General features: G+C 70.6%; 22 protein-coding genes. 5 read left to right on the top strand and 17 right to left on the bottom strand.

What is annotated here, in order from left to right; translation table 11 throughout:
* Positions 1-77 precede the first annotated feature (77 nt).
* From AB0J93_RS25815 to mug, 3 genes are all read left to right on the top strand, one after another.
* Positions 78-491, top strand: a complete 414-nt coding sequence (locus AB0J93_RS25815; RefSeq protein ID WP_363924990.1) for a hypothetical protein — start codon at positions 78-80, stop codon at positions 489-491.
* A gap of 64 nt (positions 492-555) precedes the next feature.
* Entirely contained in the window at positions 556-1,317 is a 762-nt protein-coding gene (locus AB0J93_RS25820; RefSeq protein ID WP_363924912.1) for an SDR family oxidoreductase, read from the top strand.
* Positions 1,318-1,436: 119 nt separating this feature from the next.
* Complete coding sequence (gene mug / locus AB0J93_RS25825) at positions 1,437-1,958, top strand: G/U mismatch-specific DNA glycosylase (protein WP_363924991.1); 522 nt, start codon at positions 1,437-1,439, stop codon at positions 1,956-1,958.
* 37 nt (positions 1,959-1,995) lie between these two features.
* Here the strand turns inward: mug and AB0J93_RS25830 are convergent, their stop codons facing one another.
* From AB0J93_RS25830 to AB0J93_RS25845, 4 genes are all read right to left on the bottom strand, one after another.
* Entirely contained in the window at positions 1,996-3,972 is a 1,977-nt protein-coding gene (locus AB0J93_RS25830; protein ID WP_363924992.1) for an ABC transporter ATP-binding protein, read from the bottom strand.
* A gap of 110 nt (positions 3,973-4,082) precedes the next feature.
* Positions 4,083-4,850, bottom strand: a complete 768-nt coding sequence (locus AB0J93_RS25835) for an enoyl-CoA hydratase/isomerase family protein (protein ID WP_363924913.1) — start codon at positions 4,848-4,850, stop codon at positions 4,083-4,085.
* Between the two features lie 58 nt (positions 4,851-4,908).
* Entirely contained in the window at positions 4,909-5,136 is a 228-nt protein-coding gene (locus tag AB0J93_RS25840; RefSeq protein ID WP_007072022.1) for a helix-turn-helix domain-containing protein, read from the bottom strand.
* A gap of 146 nt (positions 5,137-5,282) precedes the next feature.
* Entirely contained in the window at positions 5,283-6,887 is a 1,605-nt protein-coding gene (locus AB0J93_RS25845) for an ABC-F family ATP-binding cassette domain-containing protein (protein ID WP_363924914.1), read from the bottom strand.
* Between the two features lie 231 nt (positions 6,888-7,118).
* Between AB0J93_RS25845 and AB0J93_RS25850 the strand changes: the two genes are divergently transcribed.
* On the top strand, positions 7,119-8,027 hold the full coding sequence (locus tag AB0J93_RS25850; protein ID WP_363924915.1) for a neutral zinc metallopeptidase: 909 nt from the start codon (positions 7,119-7,121) through the stop codon (positions 8,025-8,027).
* An 80-nt stretch (positions 8,028-8,107) separates the two neighbouring features.
* Here AB0J93_RS25850 and AB0J93_RS25855 read toward each other — a convergent pair whose 3' ends face one another.
* The 11 genes from AB0J93_RS25855 to AB0J93_RS25905 all read right to left on the bottom strand — a co-directional run bounded on the left by AB0J93_RS25855 (position 8,108) and on the right by AB0J93_RS25905 (position 18,149).
* On the bottom strand, positions 8,108-8,770 hold the full coding sequence (locus AB0J93_RS25855) for an acVLRF1 family peptidyl-tRNA hydrolase (RefSeq protein WP_363924916.1): 663 nt from the start codon (positions 8,768-8,770) through the stop codon (positions 8,108-8,110).
* A 30-nt stretch (positions 8,771-8,800) separates the two neighbouring features.
* Complete coding sequence (locus AB0J93_RS25860) at positions 8,801-9,517, bottom strand: LysE family transporter (RefSeq protein WP_363924917.1); 717 nt, start codon at positions 9,515-9,517, stop codon at positions 8,801-8,803.
* 660 nt (positions 9,518-10,177) lie between these two features.
* Positions 10,178-11,104: a class I SAM-dependent methyltransferase gene (locus tag AB0J93_RS25865; protein WP_363924918.1), complete on the bottom strand. Its 927-nt coding sequence runs from the start codon at positions 11,102-11,104 to the stop codon at positions 10,178-10,180.
* Positions 11,105-11,481: 377 nt separating this feature from the next.
* Positions 11,482-11,883 carry a metal-sulfur cluster assembly factor gene (locus tag AB0J93_RS25870; protein WP_164448276.1) on the bottom strand — a complete coding sequence of 134 codons (402 nt, stop codon included), beginning with the start codon at positions 11,881-11,883 and terminating at the stop codon, positions 11,482-11,484.
* The gene (gene sufU / locus AB0J93_RS25875; protein ID WP_363924919.1) at positions 11,880-12,356 is read right to left on the bottom strand and encodes a Fe-S cluster assembly sulfur transfer protein SufU; all 477 of its coding nucleotides are present in this window, start codon (positions 12,354-12,356) and stop codon (positions 11,880-11,882) included. The genes AB0J93_RS25870 and sufU overlap by 4 nt, the downstream gene beginning before the upstream one ends.
* A complete protein-coding gene (locus tag AB0J93_RS25880) occupies positions 12,356-13,660 on the bottom strand; it encodes a cysteine desulfurase (RefSeq protein WP_363924920.1) in 1,305 nt (434 codons plus the stop codon). Before AB0J93_RS25880 ends, sufU begins: the two co-directional genes overlap by 1 nt.
* Before the next feature lie 27 nt (positions 13,661-13,687).
* Positions 13,688-14,461, bottom strand: coding sequence for a Fe-S cluster assembly ATPase SufC (gene sufC / locus AB0J93_RS25885; RefSeq protein WP_093401436.1), 774 nt, complete (start codon positions 14,459-14,461; stop codon positions 13,688-13,690).
* Entirely contained in the window at positions 14,461-14,787 is a 327-nt protein-coding gene (locus tag AB0J93_RS25890) for a non-heme iron oxygenase ferredoxin subunit (RefSeq protein ID WP_204023265.1), read from the bottom strand. Before AB0J93_RS25890 ends, sufC begins: the two co-directional genes overlap by 1 nt.
* The gene (gene sufD / locus AB0J93_RS25895) at positions 14,787-15,929 is read right to left on the bottom strand and encodes a Fe-S cluster assembly protein SufD (protein WP_363924921.1); all 1,143 of its coding nucleotides are present in this window, start codon (positions 15,927-15,929) and stop codon (positions 14,787-14,789) included. The genes AB0J93_RS25890 and sufD overlap by 1 nt, the downstream gene beginning before the upstream one ends.
* Positions 15,930-15,984: 55 nt before the next feature.
* Complete coding sequence (gene sufB, locus AB0J93_RS25900) at positions 15,985-17,415, bottom strand: Fe-S cluster assembly protein SufB (RefSeq protein ID WP_363924922.1); 1,431 nt, start codon at positions 17,413-17,415, stop codon at positions 15,985-15,987.
* Entirely contained in the window at positions 17,412-18,149 is a 738-nt protein-coding gene (locus tag AB0J93_RS25905; protein WP_363924993.1) for an HTH domain-containing protein, read from the bottom strand. Before AB0J93_RS25905 ends, sufB begins: the two co-directional genes overlap by 4 nt.
* Before the next feature lie 178 nt (positions 18,150-18,327).
* On the opposite strand from AB0J93_RS25905, the gene AB0J93_RS25910 reads away from it, so the two are divergent.
* A complete protein-coding gene (locus AB0J93_RS25910; protein WP_363924923.1) occupies positions 18,328-19,317 on the top strand; it encodes a COX15/CtaA family protein in 990 nt (329 codons plus the stop codon).
* Positions 19,318-19,425: 108 nt separating this feature from the next.
* Here AB0J93_RS25910 and AB0J93_RS25915 read toward each other — a convergent pair whose 3' ends face one another.
* Together AB0J93_RS25915 and AB0J93_RS25920 are read right to left on the bottom strand one after the other, a co-directional pair.
* A complete protein-coding gene (locus tag AB0J93_RS25915; RefSeq protein WP_363924924.1) occupies positions 19,426-20,349 on the bottom strand; it encodes a hypothetical protein in 924 nt (307 codons plus the stop codon).
* Positions 20,350-20,354: 5 nt separating this feature from the next.
* The gene (locus tag AB0J93_RS25920; RefSeq protein ID WP_363924925.1) at positions 20,355-20,690 is read right to left on the bottom strand and encodes a hypothetical protein; all 336 of its coding nucleotides are present in this window, start codon (positions 20,688-20,690) and stop codon (positions 20,355-20,357) included.
* Positions 20,691-20,700: the final 10 nt, after the last annotated feature.

The raw sequence follows: 20,700 nt of genomic DNA on the forward strand, positions 1-20,700 counted from the left end.
CGGACGGCCCGACCGGGACGCCAGCCGCGACGCCGGTCGAGAAGGCGACCGCGACGCTCGCCTCGCGACAGGCGGAACTGGTCGCGACCCTGGTGGCCGGCGGTCCGCCGCCGCCCGGCTTCGCACCCGGCCCGTTGGCCGCTGCCCGTGCCGCGTTGCTGCGCAAGCGGGCCGGCGAGGTCGCCCGGCACTGGCCGCTGCTCGCCGCCGGGCTCGGCCCCACCTGGTCGACGATGTTCATCGAATGGGCGGCCGACCGACCCACCGGCGGCGGGCTACGCGACGGCTGGGACCTGGCCCGTGCGCTGCACGCCCGCACCGCCCTGCCGGCACTGGGCGCCGAGGAGTTGGCCGTCCGGGAGGCGGAGTTCCGCTACGACGGGCATCAGGCACCGCGCCGCCGCCGGTCCCCCGCCCTCGGACGGGTCGGCGGCGCGATCGCCGTCCAGGTCGCCGGCCGGGTACGCCTGCTGCGTCCGGCCCGTCCCTGAAGCCGACTCCCGGCACGGGACCGGGGCTGTTTCCCGCCGGGCGGGCTGGGGCAGGATCATCGGCATGGATCTCGGACTGACCGATCGGGTGTACGTGCTCACCGGGGCCTCCCGTGGGCTTGGTTACGCCACCGCGCAGTGCCTGGTGGCCGACGGTGCCCGGGTGGTGCTCTCCGCCCGGCACGCCGACGCGGTGGAGGCCGCCGTGGCCGGCCTCGGCGGGCCCGACCGGGCCGTCGGCGTCACCGCCGACCTGGCGGACCCGGCGACACCCGAGCGGCTGCTGACCACCGCGCAGCGTCACTTCGGCCGCGTCGACGGTGCCCTGGTCTCCGTCGGCGGACCGCCCGCCGGCAGCGCCGCGTCGGTCGACGACGAGCAGTGGCGGCAGTCCTTCGAGACCGTCTTCCTCGGTAGCGTCCGCACGGTACGGACGGTCGCCGCCGCCCTGCCCGACGGCGGTGCCATCGCGTTGGTGCTCTCCACCTCGGCCCGCGGCCCGGTACCCGGGCTGGGCATCTCCAACGGCCTGCGGCCGGGTCTGGCCGGCGTTGCCAAGGACGTCGCCGACGAGTACGGCCCACGGGGCGTACGGGTGGTCGGGCTGCTGCCGGGGCGGATCCTGACCGACCGCAACCGGGAACTCTTCGCCGCCTCCGGCGACCCGGAACGGGCCCGGGCCGAGGCAGAGGCCGCCATCCCGCTGCGCCGCATCGGTGACCCCGCGGAATTCGGTCGGGTCGCCGCCTTCGTGCTCTCCCCCGCGGCCAGCTACCTCACCGGCGTCACCGTTCCGGTCGACGGCGGCGCGCTGCGCGGCCTGTGACCACCGGTCAGCCACCCCGCCGCGACCGGCGGGCCACCCAGGGCAGGTCGACCGACCCGTCCCGGCCGGGGCGCGAGCAGCCGCAGCCACGACCATACCCGCGCCCGAGCCGCGAGGAGCTGTCCGCCGCGGCCGATAAGACCATCCCGGACATCATCGCCGTCGGGCTGGACGTGCTCTTCGTCGGGATCAACCCGGGGCTCTGGTCCGCCGCGACCGGGTGGCACTTCGCCCGCCCCGGCAACCGGTTCTGGCCCGCGCTGCACCGGGGTGGGTTCACCCCCCGCCTGCTGCACCCCAGCGAGCAGGACGAACTGCCGGCCCTCGGGCTCGGGATCACAAACATGGTGGCCCGAGCCAGCGCCCGCGCCGACGAACTGACCGCCGCCGAACTGGTCGACGGCGCGCAGCAGCTCACCGACAAGGTGGCCCGGCACCGGCCGCGCTGGGTCGCGGTGGTCGGGGTGACCGCGTACCGGATCGGCTTCGCTCGACCGAAGGCGGTGTTCGGGCCGCAACCGGAACAACTGGCCGATGCCCGGCTGTGGGTGCTGCCCAACCCCAGCGGCCTGAACGCCCACTACACCCCGCAGACCCTCGGCGCCGCCTTCGCCGAACTCCACTCGGCGACCCTTGGGTGAACCGGGCGGCCCGGCTGTCGGTCTGGACCAGCAGCCCTCAGTTGGCGGCGGCGGGCGGCATGGCCTCGTCGGCGACGTACTCCCGGGTGGGGATGACCACCGGCTCCGGGCCGGTGGCGTCGGCGTACGGGGTGGGCGAGTCCGCCACCGCGAACTGGGTGCGGTACAGCTCGGCGTAGAGACCGCCGACCGCGACCAACTCGTCGTGGCGGCCCCGCTCCACGATGCGGCCGTCGTCGAGGACCAGGATCTGGTCGGCGTCCCGGACGGTGGAGAGCCGGTGGGCGATCACCAGGGCGGTACGCCCGGTCAACGCCACCGACAGCGCCCGTTGCACCGCCGCCTCGCTCTCCGAATCCAGGTGCGCGGTCGCCTCGTCGAGGATCACGATCGACGGTGCCTTGAGCAGCAGCCGGGCGATGGCGATGCGCTGCTTCTCGCCACCGGAGAAGCGGTATCCACGCTCACCGACGGTGGTTTCGAGCCCGTCCGGCAGCGACCTGACCAGGTCGGCGACCTGCGCCCCGGCGAGGGCCGCCCACAGCTCGTCGTCGGTGGCATCCGGCTTGGCGTAGCGCAGGTTCTCCGCGATGGTCTCGTGGAACAGGTGCGAATCCTGGGTCACCACGCCGATCTCGTCGCGCAGCGAGTCGAGCCGGGAGTCCCGGACGTCGACGCCGCCGACCAGCACCTGCCCGTCGGTCACGTCGTAGATGCGGGAAATCAGCATGGACAGCGTGGACTTGCCGGCGCCGGAGGGCCCGACCAGCGCCACCATCTGCCCCGGCTCGACGCTGAACGAGACGCCCTTGAGCACCGGTTCGTTTACCGTACGATCCAGCGCGGCGACCTCCTCCAGCGACGCGAGGGAGATCTCGGCAGCGCTCGGGTAGCGGAACCGCACGTCGCGGAACTCGACCGTCCCCGCGCCCTGGGGGATCCGCACCGCGTCGGGTCGTTCCTTGATGCCCGGTTGCAGGTCGAGCACCTCGAAGACCCGGTCGAACGAGACAAGCGCGCTCATCACGTCCACCCGGACGTTGCTCAGCGCGGTGAGCGGGCCGTAGAGGCGGGTGAGCAGCAGCGCGAGGGTCACCACGGTGCCGGCGCTGACCTGGCCGCTGACCGCGAGCCAGCCACCGAGGCCGTAGGTCAGGGCCTGGGCCAGCGAGGCCACCAGCAGCATGGCCACGAAGAAGGTCCGCGAATACATCGCGGAGGTGATGCCGATGTCACGGACCCGTTCGGCGCGGGCGGCGAACCGGGCCGCCTCGGCGTCGGGTCGGCCGAAGAGCTTCACCAGCAACGCTCCGGCGACCCCGAACCGCTCGGTCATCGTCGCGTTCATCTTGGCGTCGAGGTCGTACGACTCGCGGGTGATCTCGGCCAGCCGCCGGCCCACCCGACGCGCCGGGATGATGAACACCGGCAGCAGCACCAGTGACAGCGCCGTGATCTGCCAGGAGAGGGTGAGCATCACGGCGGCGGTGAGGACCAGCTGGATCACGTTGCTGACCACGCCCGACAGCGTCGAGGTGAAGGCCCGCTGGGCGCCCATCACGTCGTTGTTGAGCCGGCTGACCAGGGCACCGGTCTGGGTCCGGGTGAAGAACTGCAACGGCATCCGCTGCACGTGGTCGTAGACGCGGGTACGCAGGTCGAGGATGATGCCTTCGCCGATGCGGGCCGAATACCACCGTTGGGCCAGCGACAGGAGAGCGTCGGCGACCGCGAGCGCGGCGATGAACATGGCCAGCCGGATCACCAGCGCCCCGGCCTCGGAACCACCCCGGGTGATCGCGTCGATCACGTCGCCGGCCAGCAGCGGGGTCGCCACCCCGATCACCGCGGCGACGATCACGGTCAGCAGGAAGACGACGATGTCGCGTCGGTAAGGCTGGGCGAAGGCCACGATCCGGCGGGCGACACCGCGCTTCAGCCGGTGCGCGGAGATGTCGTCCTGGCTACGCATCGAGCGGAGCATGCTCCAACCGCCCATGCCGCCAGCGGCCATGTGGTTGGACACGCTCACCTCCGGGTCAGGACGTCGTACACCGTCGGGTCAATTCTCCCGATGACTACGACAACCACGCGAGTAACCCGGATCTTCCCGAACGGTCCTTACTATTCGCCCCGTCCGGCGAGGTCCCGCAGCCGTCGCGTCTGCGCCTCCCGCTCGGCACGCTGCTGCTCGGCGTGGGTACGCCCAGCGGCTCCGGCGAGCAGCGCCTTGATCTCGACAACGGCGTCCCGGTTGTGGGCGAGCAGCCCAGCGGCCAGGTCACGTACCGCGTCGTCCAGCTCGGTGGTGGGAACCACCAGGGTGGCCAGCCCGATCCGGTCGGCCTCGACGGCGTCCATCCGCCGCCCGGTGGTGCAGATCTCCAGCGCGCGGGCGTAGCCGACCAGCTCGACCAGGCGCTTGGTGCCGGCCAGGTCGGGGACCAGGCCCAACGTCACCTCGGCCATGGAGAACGTCGCGTCCTCGGCCAGCACCCGCAGGTCGCAGGCGAGGGCAAGTTGAAAACCGGCGCCGATGGCATGCCCCCGGACGGCGGCGATCGAGATGACGTCCGGACGGTGCAGCCAGGTGAACCCGCCCTGGTACTCAGCGATCTTGTCGGCGCACTCCTGCTCCGGCAGGGTGGTCAGCTCGGCGAAGGAACCGGGGCCCGAGGCACCGGCCACCGCCAGGTCGAGACCGGCGGAGAAGGCCCGCCCCTCGCCGCGTACCACGACCACCCGCACGTCACCGGGAAGCTCCCGGGAGAAATCGCTCATCGCGCGCCACATCGCCGGGGTCTGGGCGTTGAGCACGTCGGGCCGGCACAGGGTGACCGTGGCGACCGGCCCGTCGCATTCCAGCCGGACCCCGGTCGCCTCGGCGGTCACCAGGCGGCCCGGGTCGCGGTGGTGGTGGCAGTGCTGCTGGACGACGCTGACGGGCGGGTCACGCCTTCTTGCGGCGCCGGGCGCCGCCGCGCTGCCGCAGCTGCACCCCGGACTCGGTGAGTACGCGGTGGATGAACCCGTACGATCGCCCGGTCGAGGCCGCGAGCGCCCGGATGCTCTCGCCCCCGGTGTACCGCTTGACGAGGTCCTTCGCGAGCGTCTGACGCTCGGCTCCGACGATCCGGCGACCCTTCTCAGTGCTGGTGGCTGTGCCAGTGGCTGCCATGCTGTGTCCTCACGTCCCAGACTGTGCGGTTCGGATACGGTCCCACCTATTAGACCGTCTCGAACGATCATGCGCCAGATATCAACTATTCGCCAACCGACACGCTATGCAATGTCAGCTTCCCGATAGGTGACGCCGCCGCCGGCTCAGGCCAGCTCGACCAGTTCCAGCAGGTCGTCGCTCCAGGCGTCCTCGTCGCCGTCGGGCAGCAGGATCGCCCGGTCCGGCTTGAGCGCGAGAACCGCGCCCGGGTCGTGCGTGACCAGGACGATCGCGCCCGAGTAGCGGGCGATGGCGTCGAGCACCTGCTCCCGGCTGACCGGGTCCAGGTTGTTTGTCGGCTCGTCGAGCAGCAGCACGTTGGCGCCCGAGCAGACCAGGGTGGACAGGGCCAGCCGGGTCTTCTCCCCGCCGGAGAGCACCCCGGCGGGCTTGTCGACGTCCTCGCCGGAGAAAAGGAAGGCCCCGAGGATCTTCCGCAGTTCGGTGTCGGTCTGCTCGACCGCCGCGGCCCGCATGTTCTCCAGCACGGTCCGCTCCACATCAAGCGTCTCGTGCTCCTGAGCGTAGTAGCCCAGTCGCAGGCCGTGACCGGGGCGCACCTCGCCGGTGTCCGGCTCCAGCAGGCCACCGAGCATCCGCAACAGGGTGGTCTTGCCGGCGCCGTTGAGCCCGAGGATGGCCACCCGGGAACCCCGGTCCACCGCCACGTTCACGTCAGTGAAGATCTCCAACGAGCCGTACGACTTGGACAGGCCGGTCGCGGTCAGCGGCGTCTTGCCGCACGGCGCGGGCGCGGGGAAACGCACCTTGGCCACCTTGTCGGCGACGCGTACCTCCTCCAGACCGGACATCAGCCGTTCGGCGCGGCGGGCCATGTTCTGCGCGGCGACCGTCTTGGTGGCCTTGGCCCGCATCTTGTCGGCCTGGGCCATCAGCGCGCCGGCCTTCTTCTCGGCGTTTGCCCGCTCCCGGCGGCGGCGACGCTCGTCGGTCTCCCGCGCCTCCAGGTACGCCTTCCAACCCAGGTTGTAGACGTCGACCACGCTGCGGGTGGCGTCCAGGAACCACACCTTGTTGACCACCGACTCCAGCAGATCCCCATCGTGGGAGATCACGATCAACCCGCCCTTGTGGTTGGCGAGGAAACCCCGCAACCAGGTGATCGAGTCGGCGTCCAGGTGGTTTGTGGGCTCGTCCAGCAGCAGGATCCCGCCGCCGTTCTCGCCCGCGTCCCGGAACAGGATCCGGGCCAGCTCGATGCGGCGACGTTGACCGCCGGAGAGGGTGCCGATGGTCTGTGCCAGGGCCCGGTCGGGCAACCCCAGGTTGGCGCAGATGCGGGCCGCCTCGGCCTCCGCCGCGTACCCGCCGAGCGCGGCGAACTGGTCCTCCAGCGCGCCGTAGCGGCGCACCAGGCGTTCGTCGCCATCCTCGGCGAGCCGCGCCTCCAGGTCCTTCATCCCGGCCATCAGCGCGTCCAGGCCCCGGGCGGAGAGCACCCGGTCGCGGCCGGTGACGTCCAGGTCACCGGTACGCGGGTCCTGCGGGAGGTAGCCGACGGCGCTGCGCCGGTCGACCTGCCCGGCGTACGGCTGGCCCTCCCCGGCGAGCACCTTCAGGGTGGTGGTCTTGCCCGCACCGTTGCGCCCGACCAGGCCGATCCGGTCACCGGGCTGCACCCGCAGCGTGGTGTCGGACAGCAGAATCCGGGCTCCGGCGCGCAGTTCCAGGCCGGTAGCAGAGATCATTTTCAGGTACTCGCTTTCGGGATCCGAAGGGCTGACTCAGGGCACACGAAAGCGCCGGCGGATCGTGGTGACCCGTCGGCGCGGGGCGTTCAGCCTTCGCAGCGCAGCACGGCACCAAGTGTACTCGGCGTCGGCCGGCACCCCACGCGGATTACCGACCAAGATCGTCGGGTACCGGATCGCCGACCGGACCGGTTCCGGCCCACGAGCCACTGACTGATCGGGGTCACCATGGAGCTGAACGAGAACGCACGGATCGACACCAGCCAGGTGGAGGACCGGCGAGGCAGCGGCGGAGGCGGCGGGATGGGCATCCCCATCCCGATCGGCGGCGGGCGCGGCGGCATCGTCGGCATCGTCATCGCCGTGCTGGTGGCCCTCGTCGGTGGCGGCTTCGGCCTGAACGCCATGACCGGCGGTGAGGAGCAGGGCGACAACGCCGCGCTGGAGCAGCGCTGCGCCGCCGAGAACGCCCTTGAGCAACTCGACTGCCGCAACACCCTCTACGTCAACTCGATCCAGGCGTACTGGCGCACCGCCCTGCCGCAGGCACTCGGCGAGCAGTACCGCCCGACCCGCACCGTCTTCTTCAGCCAGGCCGTCAACACCGCCTGCGGCCAGGCCGACTCCGGCGTCGGCCCGTTCTACTGCCCGGCCGACTCGCTTGTCTACATCGACCTCTCCTTCTACGAGGTGCTCGCCACGCAGCTCGGCGCCGAGGGCGAGTTCGCCCAGCCGTACGTGCTGGCCCACGAGTACGGCCACCACGTGCAGAACCTGCTCGGCACCAACGAACAGGTGCGCCGCCAGCAGCAACGCGACCCGGGAAACGCCAACGACCTGTCGGTACGCCTGGAGTTGCAGGCCGACTGTTACGCGGGAGCCTGGGCGAAGAACGCCACCGGCACGGCCGACGACAGCGGCCAGAAGATCTTCACAAGCATCACCGAGCGGGACATCGCCGAGGCGATCGACACCGCGGAGGCGATCGGTGACGACGCCATCTCCAAGCGCGCCGACCGGCCGGTGAACCCGGAGGAGTTCACGCACGGCTCGTCGGACCAGCGTAAGCAGTGGTTCAACCGGGGCTACGAGAGCGGCGATCCGGCCTCCTGCGACACGTTCAGCGGCGCGGTCTGACGAACCGACGCCCAGCGGGCCCGGTCACTCGTGACCGGGCCCGTGTCCGCGCGACGAACCAGCCATCACCGTGCGGTGTCCTAGCGGCCGGCCTCCGTCTGCGGTTCGCGGACCAGAATGCGAACCGACCGGGCGGCGGCGACAGCGGCGACAAGTACCGCGTACCGGGGTTCCGGGACATCGAGCAGGCGATCGGCGCGCAGCGCGGACAGCGGGGCGAGCCGACGGTCGGCCAGCACGGTGTCCACGGCCCGCCGGTCGCCACCGGCGACCAGCGCGTCGAGCCGGTCGGCCGCCGGCAGCAGCAGGCGTACGGCAAGATCCGCCGCCTCGGCCAGCGCCGCCTTCGTCTGGTTGTCCCGGCGGCGGGCGAAACGCTGCTGCGACCAACCACCGGCGGCGGTACGTCCCTGCACGTAGCGGGTGTCCACCTTGTGCACGCTCAGCCGGGTCCCCTCGGCGACCCCCATCGCCACCGCACCTTTGCGGGCCAGCAACAGTCCGATCCGGCGCGGCGCGACGACCTCCCGCACGAAGGCGTCCAAATCCGGAACGACCGGCGCACCCGGAGGGGTGTGCAGTTCGGCGGTGGCACCGTCCGGAGCGGACAGCAGCAGGCCGTACGCCTGCGCGCTGGCGGTGGGCGGGCCGTGCCGGTCGGCGAAGCCGGTGACCCAGCGGGCGGCACGGTCCGGATCGACCTCCACCCACCGGCCGCCCCCGGCGGCGGGTCGGCTGCTCATCACCCGACCGTACGGCACGGCCGGCTCGGGTCAGCCACCGAGGAGCATGCCGACGGCGAGCACGGTGATGATCGCGCTGGACAGTAGGGCGGTGACCAGCCGGCCACGGTCGCTGGTGAGCACCCGCCCGATCAGCGAGCCGCCGCCGGCGATGAGCAGCTGCCAACTGGCCGAGGCGAGGAACACTCCGAGAGTGAAGACCGCCGCGACGGCGGTTCCGGAGCCACCCAGTTCCGCCCGGCCGAGCACCAGGGCCGTGAAGTAGACGATGGTGGCCGGATTGAGCAGGGTCAGCGCGAGGATTCCGACGAACGCCCGCGCCGGTGTGTCCAGTCCACGCCGCGCCAATTGTGGCCCGGACCCCGTGGTGGCCTCGGCCGCCCCTGACCGGCCCGGGCCGCCCGCCGACGAATGCGCCACAGGGGTCGGTACGTGGTCCGGGGAACGGCGTGGGCCGCGCACCCGCAGGGCGCGCCACGCGCCGTGGGCGGCGAGAGCGAGCAGCACCGTCGCGCCGACCAGTCGCAGCGGCCCGGCGACCGGCGCGAGCCAGCCCGCGACCACCGCGCCACCGAGCGCCGCGACACCGGCGTACAGCCCGTCGGCGGTGGCCACCCCGAGCGCGGCGGCCGAACCGACCCGGAACGAGGTCCGCGCGGTGAGCCCGAGGATGAGCACGGCGATCGCGCCGACCGGGACGGCCACGCCGTAACCGGCGACCAGACCGGCGAGGAACGCGCCGGTCACGACAGAAGCCGTGCCGAGACGCGGCCCGGTGCCAGCCGCTGTCGGCGCGCGGTGGTGGCCACGGCGACAGGACTCAGCTTCATCGGGTACGCCTCACTCACCGCGCCATCCTGCGGCGACCGGCCGCTGCGACGCCACGGATTTTCGACAGGTCGGCACGCGGTCTCTCGTCAGACCGTGGCCGAACGGGAACGCCGGCGTCGGGTCGACCGACGACACCTTCCGGCGGTCGCTCAGGGCTCGCCACCGCGGCCCGGGGTGGACCGCCGCTCGCCCGGCACCCCTACCCCTGTCGAGGCTGTCGAGCTGAACCGTCGACGCCCTCAGACGTCCCCCGTCCGAGCCGAACGGTCACGTGGGTGAGGCTTTATCTCGACAACCTGGTCGCAGAATCCGACTGGTGATCACGTAGGGATCGGTCTGGGCGTGAGTTGAGTTGAGCGTAGTCGGGACCGTCTCGACGTCAGCGTCGACACGCTGCTGACCTGTTGGTCGACGCCTTGGGGACTTCGTCAGCCCTTGTGCCAGCCCGGAGTCCACACGCTGTCCTCGACGGTGTAGTCGCCGAATGGGCCAGCGCGTACTCCGCCTAGGCATCGCGGAGCTGTCGCCGTGATTCTGCTTGGGAGCAAGTGACGAGAAACCCCAAGTTAGGGCCAGTTAATTGGCAGCGGAAGAAGTGGCTGCCGCCGTGTTTGGGCTCGGCGCCAGCTGGAAGTGCCAGATGATTTGGCTTGGTGTTCCGTCCCAGGCGGCCCCGGCTGCCGCCGGGACGATCCCCAGCAGCGACCAAGGCCAGACGTCCCATGGCCCTGTCGCGATGTCCCCGGGCATGTCCTCGCTGGTGTCGCCGGACATCCGAGGCTCCTCGCAACGCTGTAGCTGCAGGCCCAACGGCAGGGCGACGTGGAGGTAGTCACTGGCCCGATGGCGGAACGCAGGTAGCAGCCCCGGATCACCTTCGGCAGAACGAATTCGTGGTACGGATCCTAATGCCACGAGCTCGTGATGCACGTCCGTGATCACCAGATGGCCGCCAGGACGCAGTACGCGGGCGAACTCGGTGATCGCCGGTCCGACGTCGGGAAGGTGGGTCAGCGCCAACGCACACACGATGACGTCGACGTGGTCGTCGGGTAGGGGAATCTGGTGCAGGTTGCCCTGCCGCAGTTCGGCGTTGGGAACACGAGTACGAGCGTAAGCCAGCATTTCCGGGGAGCTGTCGACGCCGATGACCCGGTGCCCTTGTTTGGCGAGGTACTCGGTGTATCTGCCGGTGCCGCAAGCTGCGTCCAAGGCGACGCCAGGTGGCAGGGAGCCGAGGATGTCCTGCACGATGGGTTCTTCAATGTCGAACAGCCCGTTACCTGGTTGATCGTAGGTCGCGGACCACACCTTGTAGCCGTTCACGGTGTTGACGTGCGCTGCGGTGACCCCGTCACCGTTCAGCGATGGGCTGTCCAGAAGGCGCCGGACCTCGCTGATGCGCGCTTCGATGAACTCCCGGTCGTAGTCGCCGGCGAAGGCACGCAGCAACGCCACGCCCTCCAGCCCCAGTACGTAGGCGAGCGGGTGCTGGTATGCCATCGCGCGACCCTAGCGACGACATGCGGGCCGGGAACACCAATTTCTCGGCTCAGCGCTGCGACTGGCCCCGGTGTCAACGGTGGCGTTGTGCCGTTCGACCTCACGGGGGTGTGTATCCGTCCGGAGGTGTGGATCTGGTTTGCGGGAGCGCGTTGACCGTCGGGTCAAGCGGGGCCTGGGGTGATGCGTCTGCGCTCTCAGCTCGACAGCGCCGGCACCATCACCATCAACCGGGGTCGACCCACTGGCCGGGTCGCCGCGCGGCAACGACCACTCCGGGCGGTCCGACCGTGGTGGCACGGCGGCGAGCGGGTGAGTCACGTCGGGCGCGGCACCCGGTGGGTGCCGCGCCCGAGGCAGACTGCCCGGAGGAGCTGTCAGACGTTGAAGCCGAGGGAGCGGAGCTGGTCGCGGCCCTCGTCGGTGATCTTGTCCGGTCCCCACGGGGGCAGCCAGACCCAGTTGATCCGGATGTCGTCGACCAGGCCACCGCCGGGGCCGGTGGTCAACGCCTGCCGGGCCTGGTCCTCGATGACGTCGGTGAGCGGACAGGCCGCCGAGGTCAACGTCATGTCCAGGGTGGCGACGTTCTGGTCGTCGACGTGTACGCCGTACACCAGGCCGAGGTCGACCACGTTGATGCCCAGCTCCGGGTCGACGACGTCCTTCATCGCCTCCTCGATGTCGGCGACGGCGGCCTTGCCGCCGACCGCCGGGGTCACCGCGCCGTCGGTCGCCACGGCGCCCGACTCCGGCGTGCTGTTGGTCTGCTCGGTCATGCCTTCACCTCCGTCGGGCTCGCGCCCACACCGGCGCGTGCCGCGGCGTCCTTGAACGCCATCCACGGCAACAGCGCGCACTTGACCCGGGCGGGATAGCGGGCCACGCCCTCGAACGCCACCCCGTCACCGAGCACATTCTCGTCCGGCGTGACCTGACCACGGCCGGACATCAACGCCAGGAACGCCTCGTGCACCTCGAACGCCTCCATCGCACCCCGGCCGGTCAGCAGCTCGTGCAGCACGCTCGCGGACGCCTGGCTGATCGAACAGCCCATCCCGTCGTACGACACGTCGTGCAGCGTCGCACCGTCGGTGGCCACCCGGACGGTGATCTCGTCGCCGCAGGTCGGGTTGACGTGGTGCGCCTCGCCAACCCGGTCGGCCGGGTCCGCGGCGTCGCGCAGCCCCCGACCGTGCGGGTGCTTGTAGTGGTCCAGGATGATCTCCTGGTAGAGCGACTCAAGCTGCATCAGGCGAACACCTTCCGCACCTGTTCCAGCCCCGCCACCAGCGCGTCGATCTCCTCGGTCGTGGTGTAGAGGTAGAACGAGGCCCGCGTGGTGGCCGGCACCCCGAACCGGGTGCAGACCGGGCGGGCGCAGTGATGGCCGACCCGCACCTGCACACCGAGGGAGTCGAGCACCTGACCCACGTCGTGCGGGTGCACGTCGCCGAGCGCGAACGAGATGGTGCCGCCCCGACCCACCGGCACCTCCGGGCCGAAGATCCGCAGGCCGGGCACGGTGCCCAGAGCGTCCAACGCGTACGCGGTCAGCTGCTTCTCGTGCCACTGGATCGCCCGCATGCCGATGCCGGTGAGGTAGTCCACGGCCGCACCGAGCGCGACCGCCTCGGCGATCGGCGGGGTGCCGGCCTCGAAACGGGCCGGCGGCGCGGCGTACGTGGAGCCGCCCATCGTCACCGTCTCGATCATCGAACCGCCGCCGAACACCGGCGGCATCGCCGCCAGCAGCTCCGTACGGCCCCAGAGCACCCCGATGCCGGTCGGGCCGCACATCTTGTGCCCGGTGAAGACGATGAAGTCCGCGTCCAGGTCGACCACGTCGATCGGCATGTGCGGCACCGACTGCGAGCAGTCCCACAGCAGCAGCGCCCCCACCTCGCGGACCCGGTCGGTGATCCGTGAGGTGGCGTTGACGGTGCCGAGGATGTTTGACATGTGCACCAGCGAGACGATCTTCGTCCGCTCGTTGACCAGGTCCGTCAGGCCCGACTCGTCCAGCCGGCCGTTGTCGGTGACCGGGAACCAGCGCAACGTCGCACCGGTGCGCTCGGCCAGCAACTGCCACGGGACGATGTTCGAGTGGTGCTCCATCTCGGAGATGACGATCTCGTCACCCGGCCCCAGCCGGAGCCGGGGGTCGGCGTCGGCCCGCAGCGAGGCGTTGGAGAACGCGTACGCCACGATGTTGATCGCCTCGGTGGAGTTCTTGGTGAAGACCACCTCGTCGACGCTCGGCGCGTTGACGAACGCGGCGACCTTCGCCCGGGCCCCCTCGTACGCCTCGGTCGCCTCGGTGCCCAGCGTGTGCACCGAGCGGGACACGTTGGCGTTGTGCCGGGCGTAGTGCTCGGCCAGCACGTCGAGCACCTGACGCGGCTTGTGCGAGGTGTTGGCGCTGTCCAGGTAGACAAGCGGATGCCCGTTGACCTCCCGATCGAGGATCGGGAAGTCGGCGCGTACCGCCGCCACGTCGAAGCGGGGCACGTCGTCGTACTGCGGCATCCCCGGCGGGATCGCGATGGTGGTCATCGTCGTGTCCGGCCCTTCCTTCGCAGATCAGACCCGCGCCGGACCGGCCCCGGCCGCGTACCGCTCGTAGCCGGACTCCTCGAGCTTGTCGGCCAGCTCCGGGCCACCCTGCTCGACGATCCGACCGGCGACGAAGACGTGCACGAAGTCGGGCTTGATGTAGCGCAGGATCCGGGTGTAGTGGGTGATCAGCAGCAGGCCGGTGTCGCCGGTGTCGCGCACCCGGTTCACGCCCTCGCTCACCACGCGCAGCGCGTCCACGTCGAGGCCCGAGTCGGTCTCGTCGAGGATGGCCATCTTCGGCTTGAGCAGCTCCAACTGCACGATCTCGTGGCGCTTCTTCTCACCGCCGGAGAAGCCCTCGTTGACGTTGCGCTGGGCGAAGGCCGGGTCCATGTGCAGCCGCTCCATGGCACCGCGCAGCTCGCCGCCCCAGGTGCGCAGCTTCGGCGCCTCGCCGTCGATGGCGGTCTTGGCGGTACGCAGGAAGTTCGCCACCGACACGCCGGGCACCTCGACCGGGTACTGCATGGCCAGGAAGAGGCCGGCGCGGGCCCGCTCGTCGACGGACATCTCCAGGACGTCCTCGCCGTCCAGGGTCACCGAGCCGCCGGTGATCTCGTACTTCGGGTGGCCGGCGACCGAGTACGCCAGGGTCGACTTGCCGGAGCCGTTCGGGCCCATGATCGCGTGGGTCTCCCCCGACTTCACGGTCAGGTCGACACCGTGCAGGATCGGCTTGAGCTCACCCTCGGGCAGCTTCACCGACACCTGTAGGTCGCGGATCTCCAGGGTGCTCATTATCGGGTCACTCCATTGCTCGGCGTCAGACTGACGTAGATGTCACCGTCGCGGACTTCGACGGGGTAGACGGGTACGGGTTCGGTGGCGGGCAGCCCGGTGGGCTCGCCGGTACGCAGGTCGAAACGGGAGCCGTGCAGCCAGCACTCCAGCGTGCAGCCTTCGACCTCGCCCTCGGAGAGCGCCACGGCCGCGTGCGAACACTCGTCGAACACGGCGTAGAACTGGTCATCCTCGCCGTGCACGAGGGCGATCTGGGTGCCGTCGACGTCCGCGCTGATCACGGTGCCCTTCGGCACGTCCTCGACGGCGCAGATGCGGATCATCAAGCCCCCGCCTTCGTCAGCCGCGCCTCGATAGCGTCCCCCAGCCGCTCGCGCAGGGACTCCACCGGGATCTTGTTCAGCAGTTCGGCGAAGAAGCCGCGCACCACCAGCCGGCGCGCCTCGGCCTCCGGGATGCCCCGGGCCATCAGGTAGAACAACTGCTCGTCGTCGAAGCGGCCGGTGGCGCTGGCGTGGCCGGCACCGGCGATCTCGCCGGTCTCGATCTCCAGGTTCGGCACGGAGTCGGCCCGGGCTCCGTCGCTGAGCAGCAGGTTCCGGTTGATCTCGTACGTGTCGGTGCCGGTCGCCTCGGCCCGGATCAGCACGTCGCCGACCCAGACGGTGCGGGCGCTCTCGCCCTGCAACGCGCCCCGGTAGCCCACGTAGCTGCGGCAGTCCGGCACGGTGTGATCGACCAGTTGACGGTGCTCCTGGTGCTGGCCGGAGTCGGCGAAGTAGACGCCGTACAGCTCGGCCTCGCCGCCGCGGTCGGTGTACTCGACGGTGGTGTACTGACGGACCAGGTCGCCACCGAGGGTGACCTGGACGTGCAGCACCCGCGCGTCGCGCCCCAACCGCACCTTCAGGTGCTGCGCCTGCACCGCGTCGTCGGCCCAGTCGGCCACGGTGACCAGGGTGAGCTTCGCCCCGTCGCCCACCGTCACCTCGACGTTGTCCGCGAGGGTGGCCGAGCCGACGTGCTCCAGCACCAGGATCGCCTCGGCGAACCGGCCCACCTCGACGACCGTGTGCCCGAAGGCCAGGCCCTCGACGCCCGCACCGACCGCCCGGAGGATGGTCGGGCCACTGATCACGGCGTCCTGCGCCACCCGCACCAGCAGCGCCTGCCCGGCCCCGCTGTACGCCAGCGCGCTGACCCGGTCGAACGGGGTGAGCACGCTGCCGACCCGTGGGTCGTCGCGACCGACCTGCTCCACGGACACGCCCTCGGGCAGGTCGGCGTACTCGTGCCGCACCGCGCCGGTGGCGGTCGGAACGTCACCGACCAGCCCACGCAGCCGCTTGAGCGGGGTGAAACGCCACTCCTCCTCCAGGCCGGTCAGGGCCGGGAAGTCGGCGACATCGTACGAACGCAGCGCCTGCGACTTGGTGCTGGGTGGCGCGGAAGCCTGGGTAGTCATCTCGTCCTTGCTTGTGTCTACGACGACGGTGTCCGGTGCTCTGGTGCGGCCAGGGTCAGCCGACCGCGCCCTCCATCTGCAGCTCGATCAGGCGGTTGAGCTCCAGCGCATACTCCATGGGCAGTTCCTTGGCGATCGGCTCGATGAAGCCGCGCACGATCATCGCCATCGCCTCGTCCTCGCTCAGGCCCCGGCTCATCAGGTAGAAGAGCTGGTCCTCGCTGACCTTGGAGACGGTCGCCTCGTGCCCCATCGACACGTCGTCCTCACGGATGTCGACGTAGGGGTAGGTGTCGGAGCGGGAGATGGTGTCGACCAGCAGGGCGTCGCACTTGACCGTGCTGGCGCTGCTGTGCGAACCCTCCAGCACCTGCACCAGGCCCCGGTACGAGGTCCTGCCGCCGCCCCGGGCGATCGACTTCGACACGATGGTGCTGCTGGTGTGCGGTGCCGCGTGCACCATCTTGGCGCCGGCGTCCTGGTGCTGCCCCTCGCCGGCCATCGCCACCGAGAGCACCTCGCCCTTGGCGTGCTCGCCGGTCATGTAGACCGCCGGGTACTTCATGGTGACCTTGGAGCCGATGTTGCCGTCGATCCACTCCATGGTCGCGCCCTCGTGGCACACGGCGCGCTTGGTGACCAGGTTGTAGACGTTGTTCGACCAGTTCTGGATGGTCGTGTAACGGCACCGGGCGTTCTTCTTGACGACGATCTCCACCACGGCGCTGTGCAGCGAGTCCGAGGAGTAGATGGGCGCGGTGCAGCCCTCGACGTAGTGCACGTACGCACCCTCGTCGACGATGATCAGCGTCCGCTCGAACTGGCCCATGTTCTCGGTGTTGATCCGGAAGTACGCCTGCAACGGGATCTCCACGTGCACACCCTTCGGCACGTAGATGAACGAGCCGCCGGACCACACGGAGGTGTTCAGCGCGGCGAACTTGTTGTCGCCGACCGGGATCACCGTGCCGAAGTACTCCTTGAAGACGTCCTCGTGCTCCTTGAGGGCGGTGTCGGTGTCGAGGAAGAGGACACCCTGCTCCTCCAGGTCCTCACGGATCTTGTGGTAGACCACCTCGGACTCGTACTGGGCGGCGACACCGGCGACGAGGCGCTGCTTCTCCGCCTCCGGGATGCCCAGCTTGTCGTAGGTGTTCTTGATGTCCTCGGGCAGGTCCTCCCAGCTGGCGGCCTGCTTCTCGGTGGAGCGCACGAAGTACTTGATGTTGTTGAAGTCGATCCCGGTGAGGTCGGCGCCCCAGGCCGGCATCGGCTTGCGCTCGAACAGCCGCAGGCCCTTCAGGCGCAGGTCGAGCATCCAGGCCGGCTCGTTCTTCTTGGCCGAGATGTCCCGCACCACCGCCTCGTTGAGGCCGCGCTGAGCCGAAGCTCCGGCGACGTCCGGGTCGGCCCAGCCGTACTCGTAGTTGCCCAGGGCGGCGAGCTGCTCATCCTGGGTCAGGGGCTGGACGATCTGCTCGGTCATCTATCTGTCCTCACAGTGGTGACGGTCTTACCGGACTGGGCGTGCGGCGAACCCGGGATGTGCGTGGTGCACACCCCGTCGCCGTGCGCGATGGTGGCCAGGCGCTGTACGTGGGTGCCGACCAGGCGGGAGATCACCGTGGTCTCGGCCTCGCACAGTTGGGGAAACTCGGCGGCCACGTGCGCCACCGGGCAGTGGTGCTGGCAGAGCTGGCCGCCGGAGGCGATCGTGGAGGCACTGGCAGCGTATCCCTCCGCGGTCAACGCCGCGGCGAGTGCCTCGGCACGGGCCATCGGATCGTCGCTGGCGTCGGCGAGGGCGGCCTGACAGCGCGTCTCCAGCGCGGCCACCTGCTCGGCGGCGAATCGCTCCACCGCCTGCGAACCACCGGTGCGGGCGATCCAACGCAGCGCCGCGGTGGCCATGTTGTCGTAGTGGTGTGTGCCACACCGACTGCGGGCGGCGTCCGTGAGCAGGAACACCTTGGCCGGCCGGCCCCGCCCGCGGTGACCGCGTACGGTCTGCTCACGGGCCACGACGTCACCGTCGGCGAGCATCGCGTCCAGGTGCCGGCGGATCGCCGCCGGGCTGAGCCCGAGTGCGTCGCCCAACTGGGCGGCGGTGGCGGCGCGCCGCTCCAGGAGCAGCAGGGTGACCCGGTCCCGGGTCGACGGCTCACCGGTCGGCGCGGCCTGGGTGCTGGTCGTGGCAGGCGCGACGTGGGTGTCCGGCAGCGACCGGCCGACGACCGTACCGGCCGTCGGCTGGTGCCCGGTGAGCCCCGCCGCCTTTTTCACAACGCCCACGTTACGTAATTCAATCAGGGCCCGCAAACGTGACCCCGGTGATCCGAACCACCGCACGGGCGGAGTCACCCGATCGGCGACAACTACGTTGCGTAGGATTCGCCTCGTGAAGCGACCCGACCGCTCCCTGGTCTCCAGCACCCTGCTGCGTCGGCTGGCGTTCGCCAACATCGTCGCGAACGCCGCGATCGTCGTCACCGGCGGGGCGGTGCGGTTGACCGCCTCCGGCCTGGGCTGCCCCACCTGGCCCCGGTGCACCGACGAGTCGTACACCGCCACCGCCGAGATGGGCATGCACGGGGCGATCGAGTTCGGCAACCGCCTGCTCACCTTCGTGCTGGTGCTGATCGCGGGCGCCACCCTGCTGGCCGTGCTCGCGTACCGGCCCCGGCGGCGCGGTGTGGTGCCGCTGGCGCTGGCCGTCGTGCTCGGCATCGTGGCGCAGGCGGTGATCGGCGGGATCACCGTCCGCACCCAGTTGCATCCCTCGATCGTGGGCATTCACTTCGTGGTGTCGATGCTGCTGCTGCTCGTCGCGTACGCCCTGTGGCGCCGGGTGAGCGAGCCGGACGGCCGCAAGGTTCCCGTGGTGCCGCCGGCACTGCGGTCGCTGACCTGGATCACCGTGGCGGCCAGCGCGGCGGTCATCGTCGTCGGGGTGGCGGTGACCGGCAGCGGCCCGCACGCCGGCGACGCCGACGCCGTCCGCAACGGCCTGGACCCACAGACGGTCTCCCAGATTCATGCCGACCTGGTGTTCCTGCTCGTCGGCCTGACCGTGGGCCTGTGGCTGGCGTTGCGCGCGGTCGGCGCACCGGCGCGCGCCGCGCGGGCCGCGCTGACCCTGCTCCTGGTCGAGCTGGGTCAGGGGCTGATCGGCTTCGTGCAGTACTTCACCAACCTGCCGGCGCTGCTGGTCGGCCTGCACATGCTCGGCTCCTGCCTGGTCTGGCTCGCCACCCTCGCCGTGCTCTGGTCAACCCACGAACGCCGCCCCGCCAACGATCCAACCTCGGACACAGCGCCAACCCCACCAACCCCACCGGCCGCACCCGCCCCGACCGAGCCCTCCCACCCGGCCCCCACTCCCGCCTAAACCTCGCGTTGATCATGAAGTTGTTGTCGCCCTCTCCGGCGTGGCACGACAACAACTTCATGATCAACCGGTCGAGGCGACGGCCGGGACGGGACGGTCCTGGCGGGGTCAGCGGGTGGGCTGGGTGAGGCGGAGGGCGATGGCGGCGGCGAGGCGGTTGGGGGCGCCTTCGGCGTGGGCGAGGAAGAGTGAGGGTTCGGTCAGTTCGAGCTCCACAAGGACCGGGTTGCCGTCGGGGCCGGGGATCAGGTCGACCCGGGCGTAGAGCAGGCGCTCGGGCCCGCCGGGCACCGCCGCGAGGGCCTGCGCGGCGACGGCGAGCTGCGCCGGCTGGGCGGTGCGGGCGGTGGTCTCCTCGGCCCCGTTCAGCACGTCGTCACCCTGCTCCGGCCCGGTCAGCATCGGTCCCTTGCGAATGGCGTGACTGAAGGTCAGCCCGGCCGGGCCGGCGAGGAAGAGCAGCGCGGTCTCACCGACGGTGTCGACCGCGGTCAGGTACGGCTGGACCATGGTCACCCGACCGGCCAGGCCGAGCCGACGTACGTGGGCCACCGCGAGGTCCCGGTGCGCCGGGTCGGCCAGGTCGTAGCGGCCGGTACCCCGGCTGCCGGCGCTCACGGCCGGTTTGATGACGTACTCACCACGATCGGCGGGCGGCTGCCACGGCTCGCCGGGCAGCACCCAGCTGGTGGGGACGGTGGGCACGCCGGCCGCGGACAGCTCGTCGAGGTAGCGCTTGTCGGTGTTCCAGCGCACCACGTCAGCCGGATTCAGCAGCCGCGGTACGCGAGCGGCCCAGGCGACGAACTCGTCCCGGCGGAACATGTAGTCCCAGGGCGAGCGGAGTACGGCCAGGTCGTAGCGGGCCCAGTCGATCGCCGGGTCGTCCCAGACGACGGATTCGGCGACGATCCCCCGCGCGGCCAACGGGGCCACCACGAGACGATCGTCTTCGTGCAGGTCAGCCAGTTCGGCGCAGGTAATGAGAGCGACCCGGGGTTTCCCCCGGGTCGACTGGTGGTGATCGGTCAATTATCTCAACGGGCCATCGTGCGCCGGGCCATCGAGCGCCACAGGTCGTTGCTCGGGCGCATCTGGTCCATCAGTTCCCGTTCCCAGGCGTTCTCCACGGCGACCCCGGCCTGCGCACAGGCCTCACGAGCGGTCACCGTGTCCTCGGCGAACTGGTCGCCCCACGCGCCGTCGGAGCCCACCAGGACGATGCGGGCACCGCGCTTGCCGACGTACTCGATGACCGCCTTCGCCCCGCCATGCTCGGCGGCAAACGACCTGATGCCCGCGACCAGCCCGTTGGAGGCCTGCCCGGAGGCGGTCTGATCAGCCGTCAGCGTCGTATCGGAACCATCTGCCATAACGTGAAGA

Origin of the sequence: Micromonospora sp. NPDC049374, assembly GCF_040677165.1 — a bacterium.
In the GTDB taxonomy this organism is placed as follows: Bacteria; Actinomycetota; Actinomycetes; order Mycobacteriales; family Micromonosporaceae; genus Micromonospora.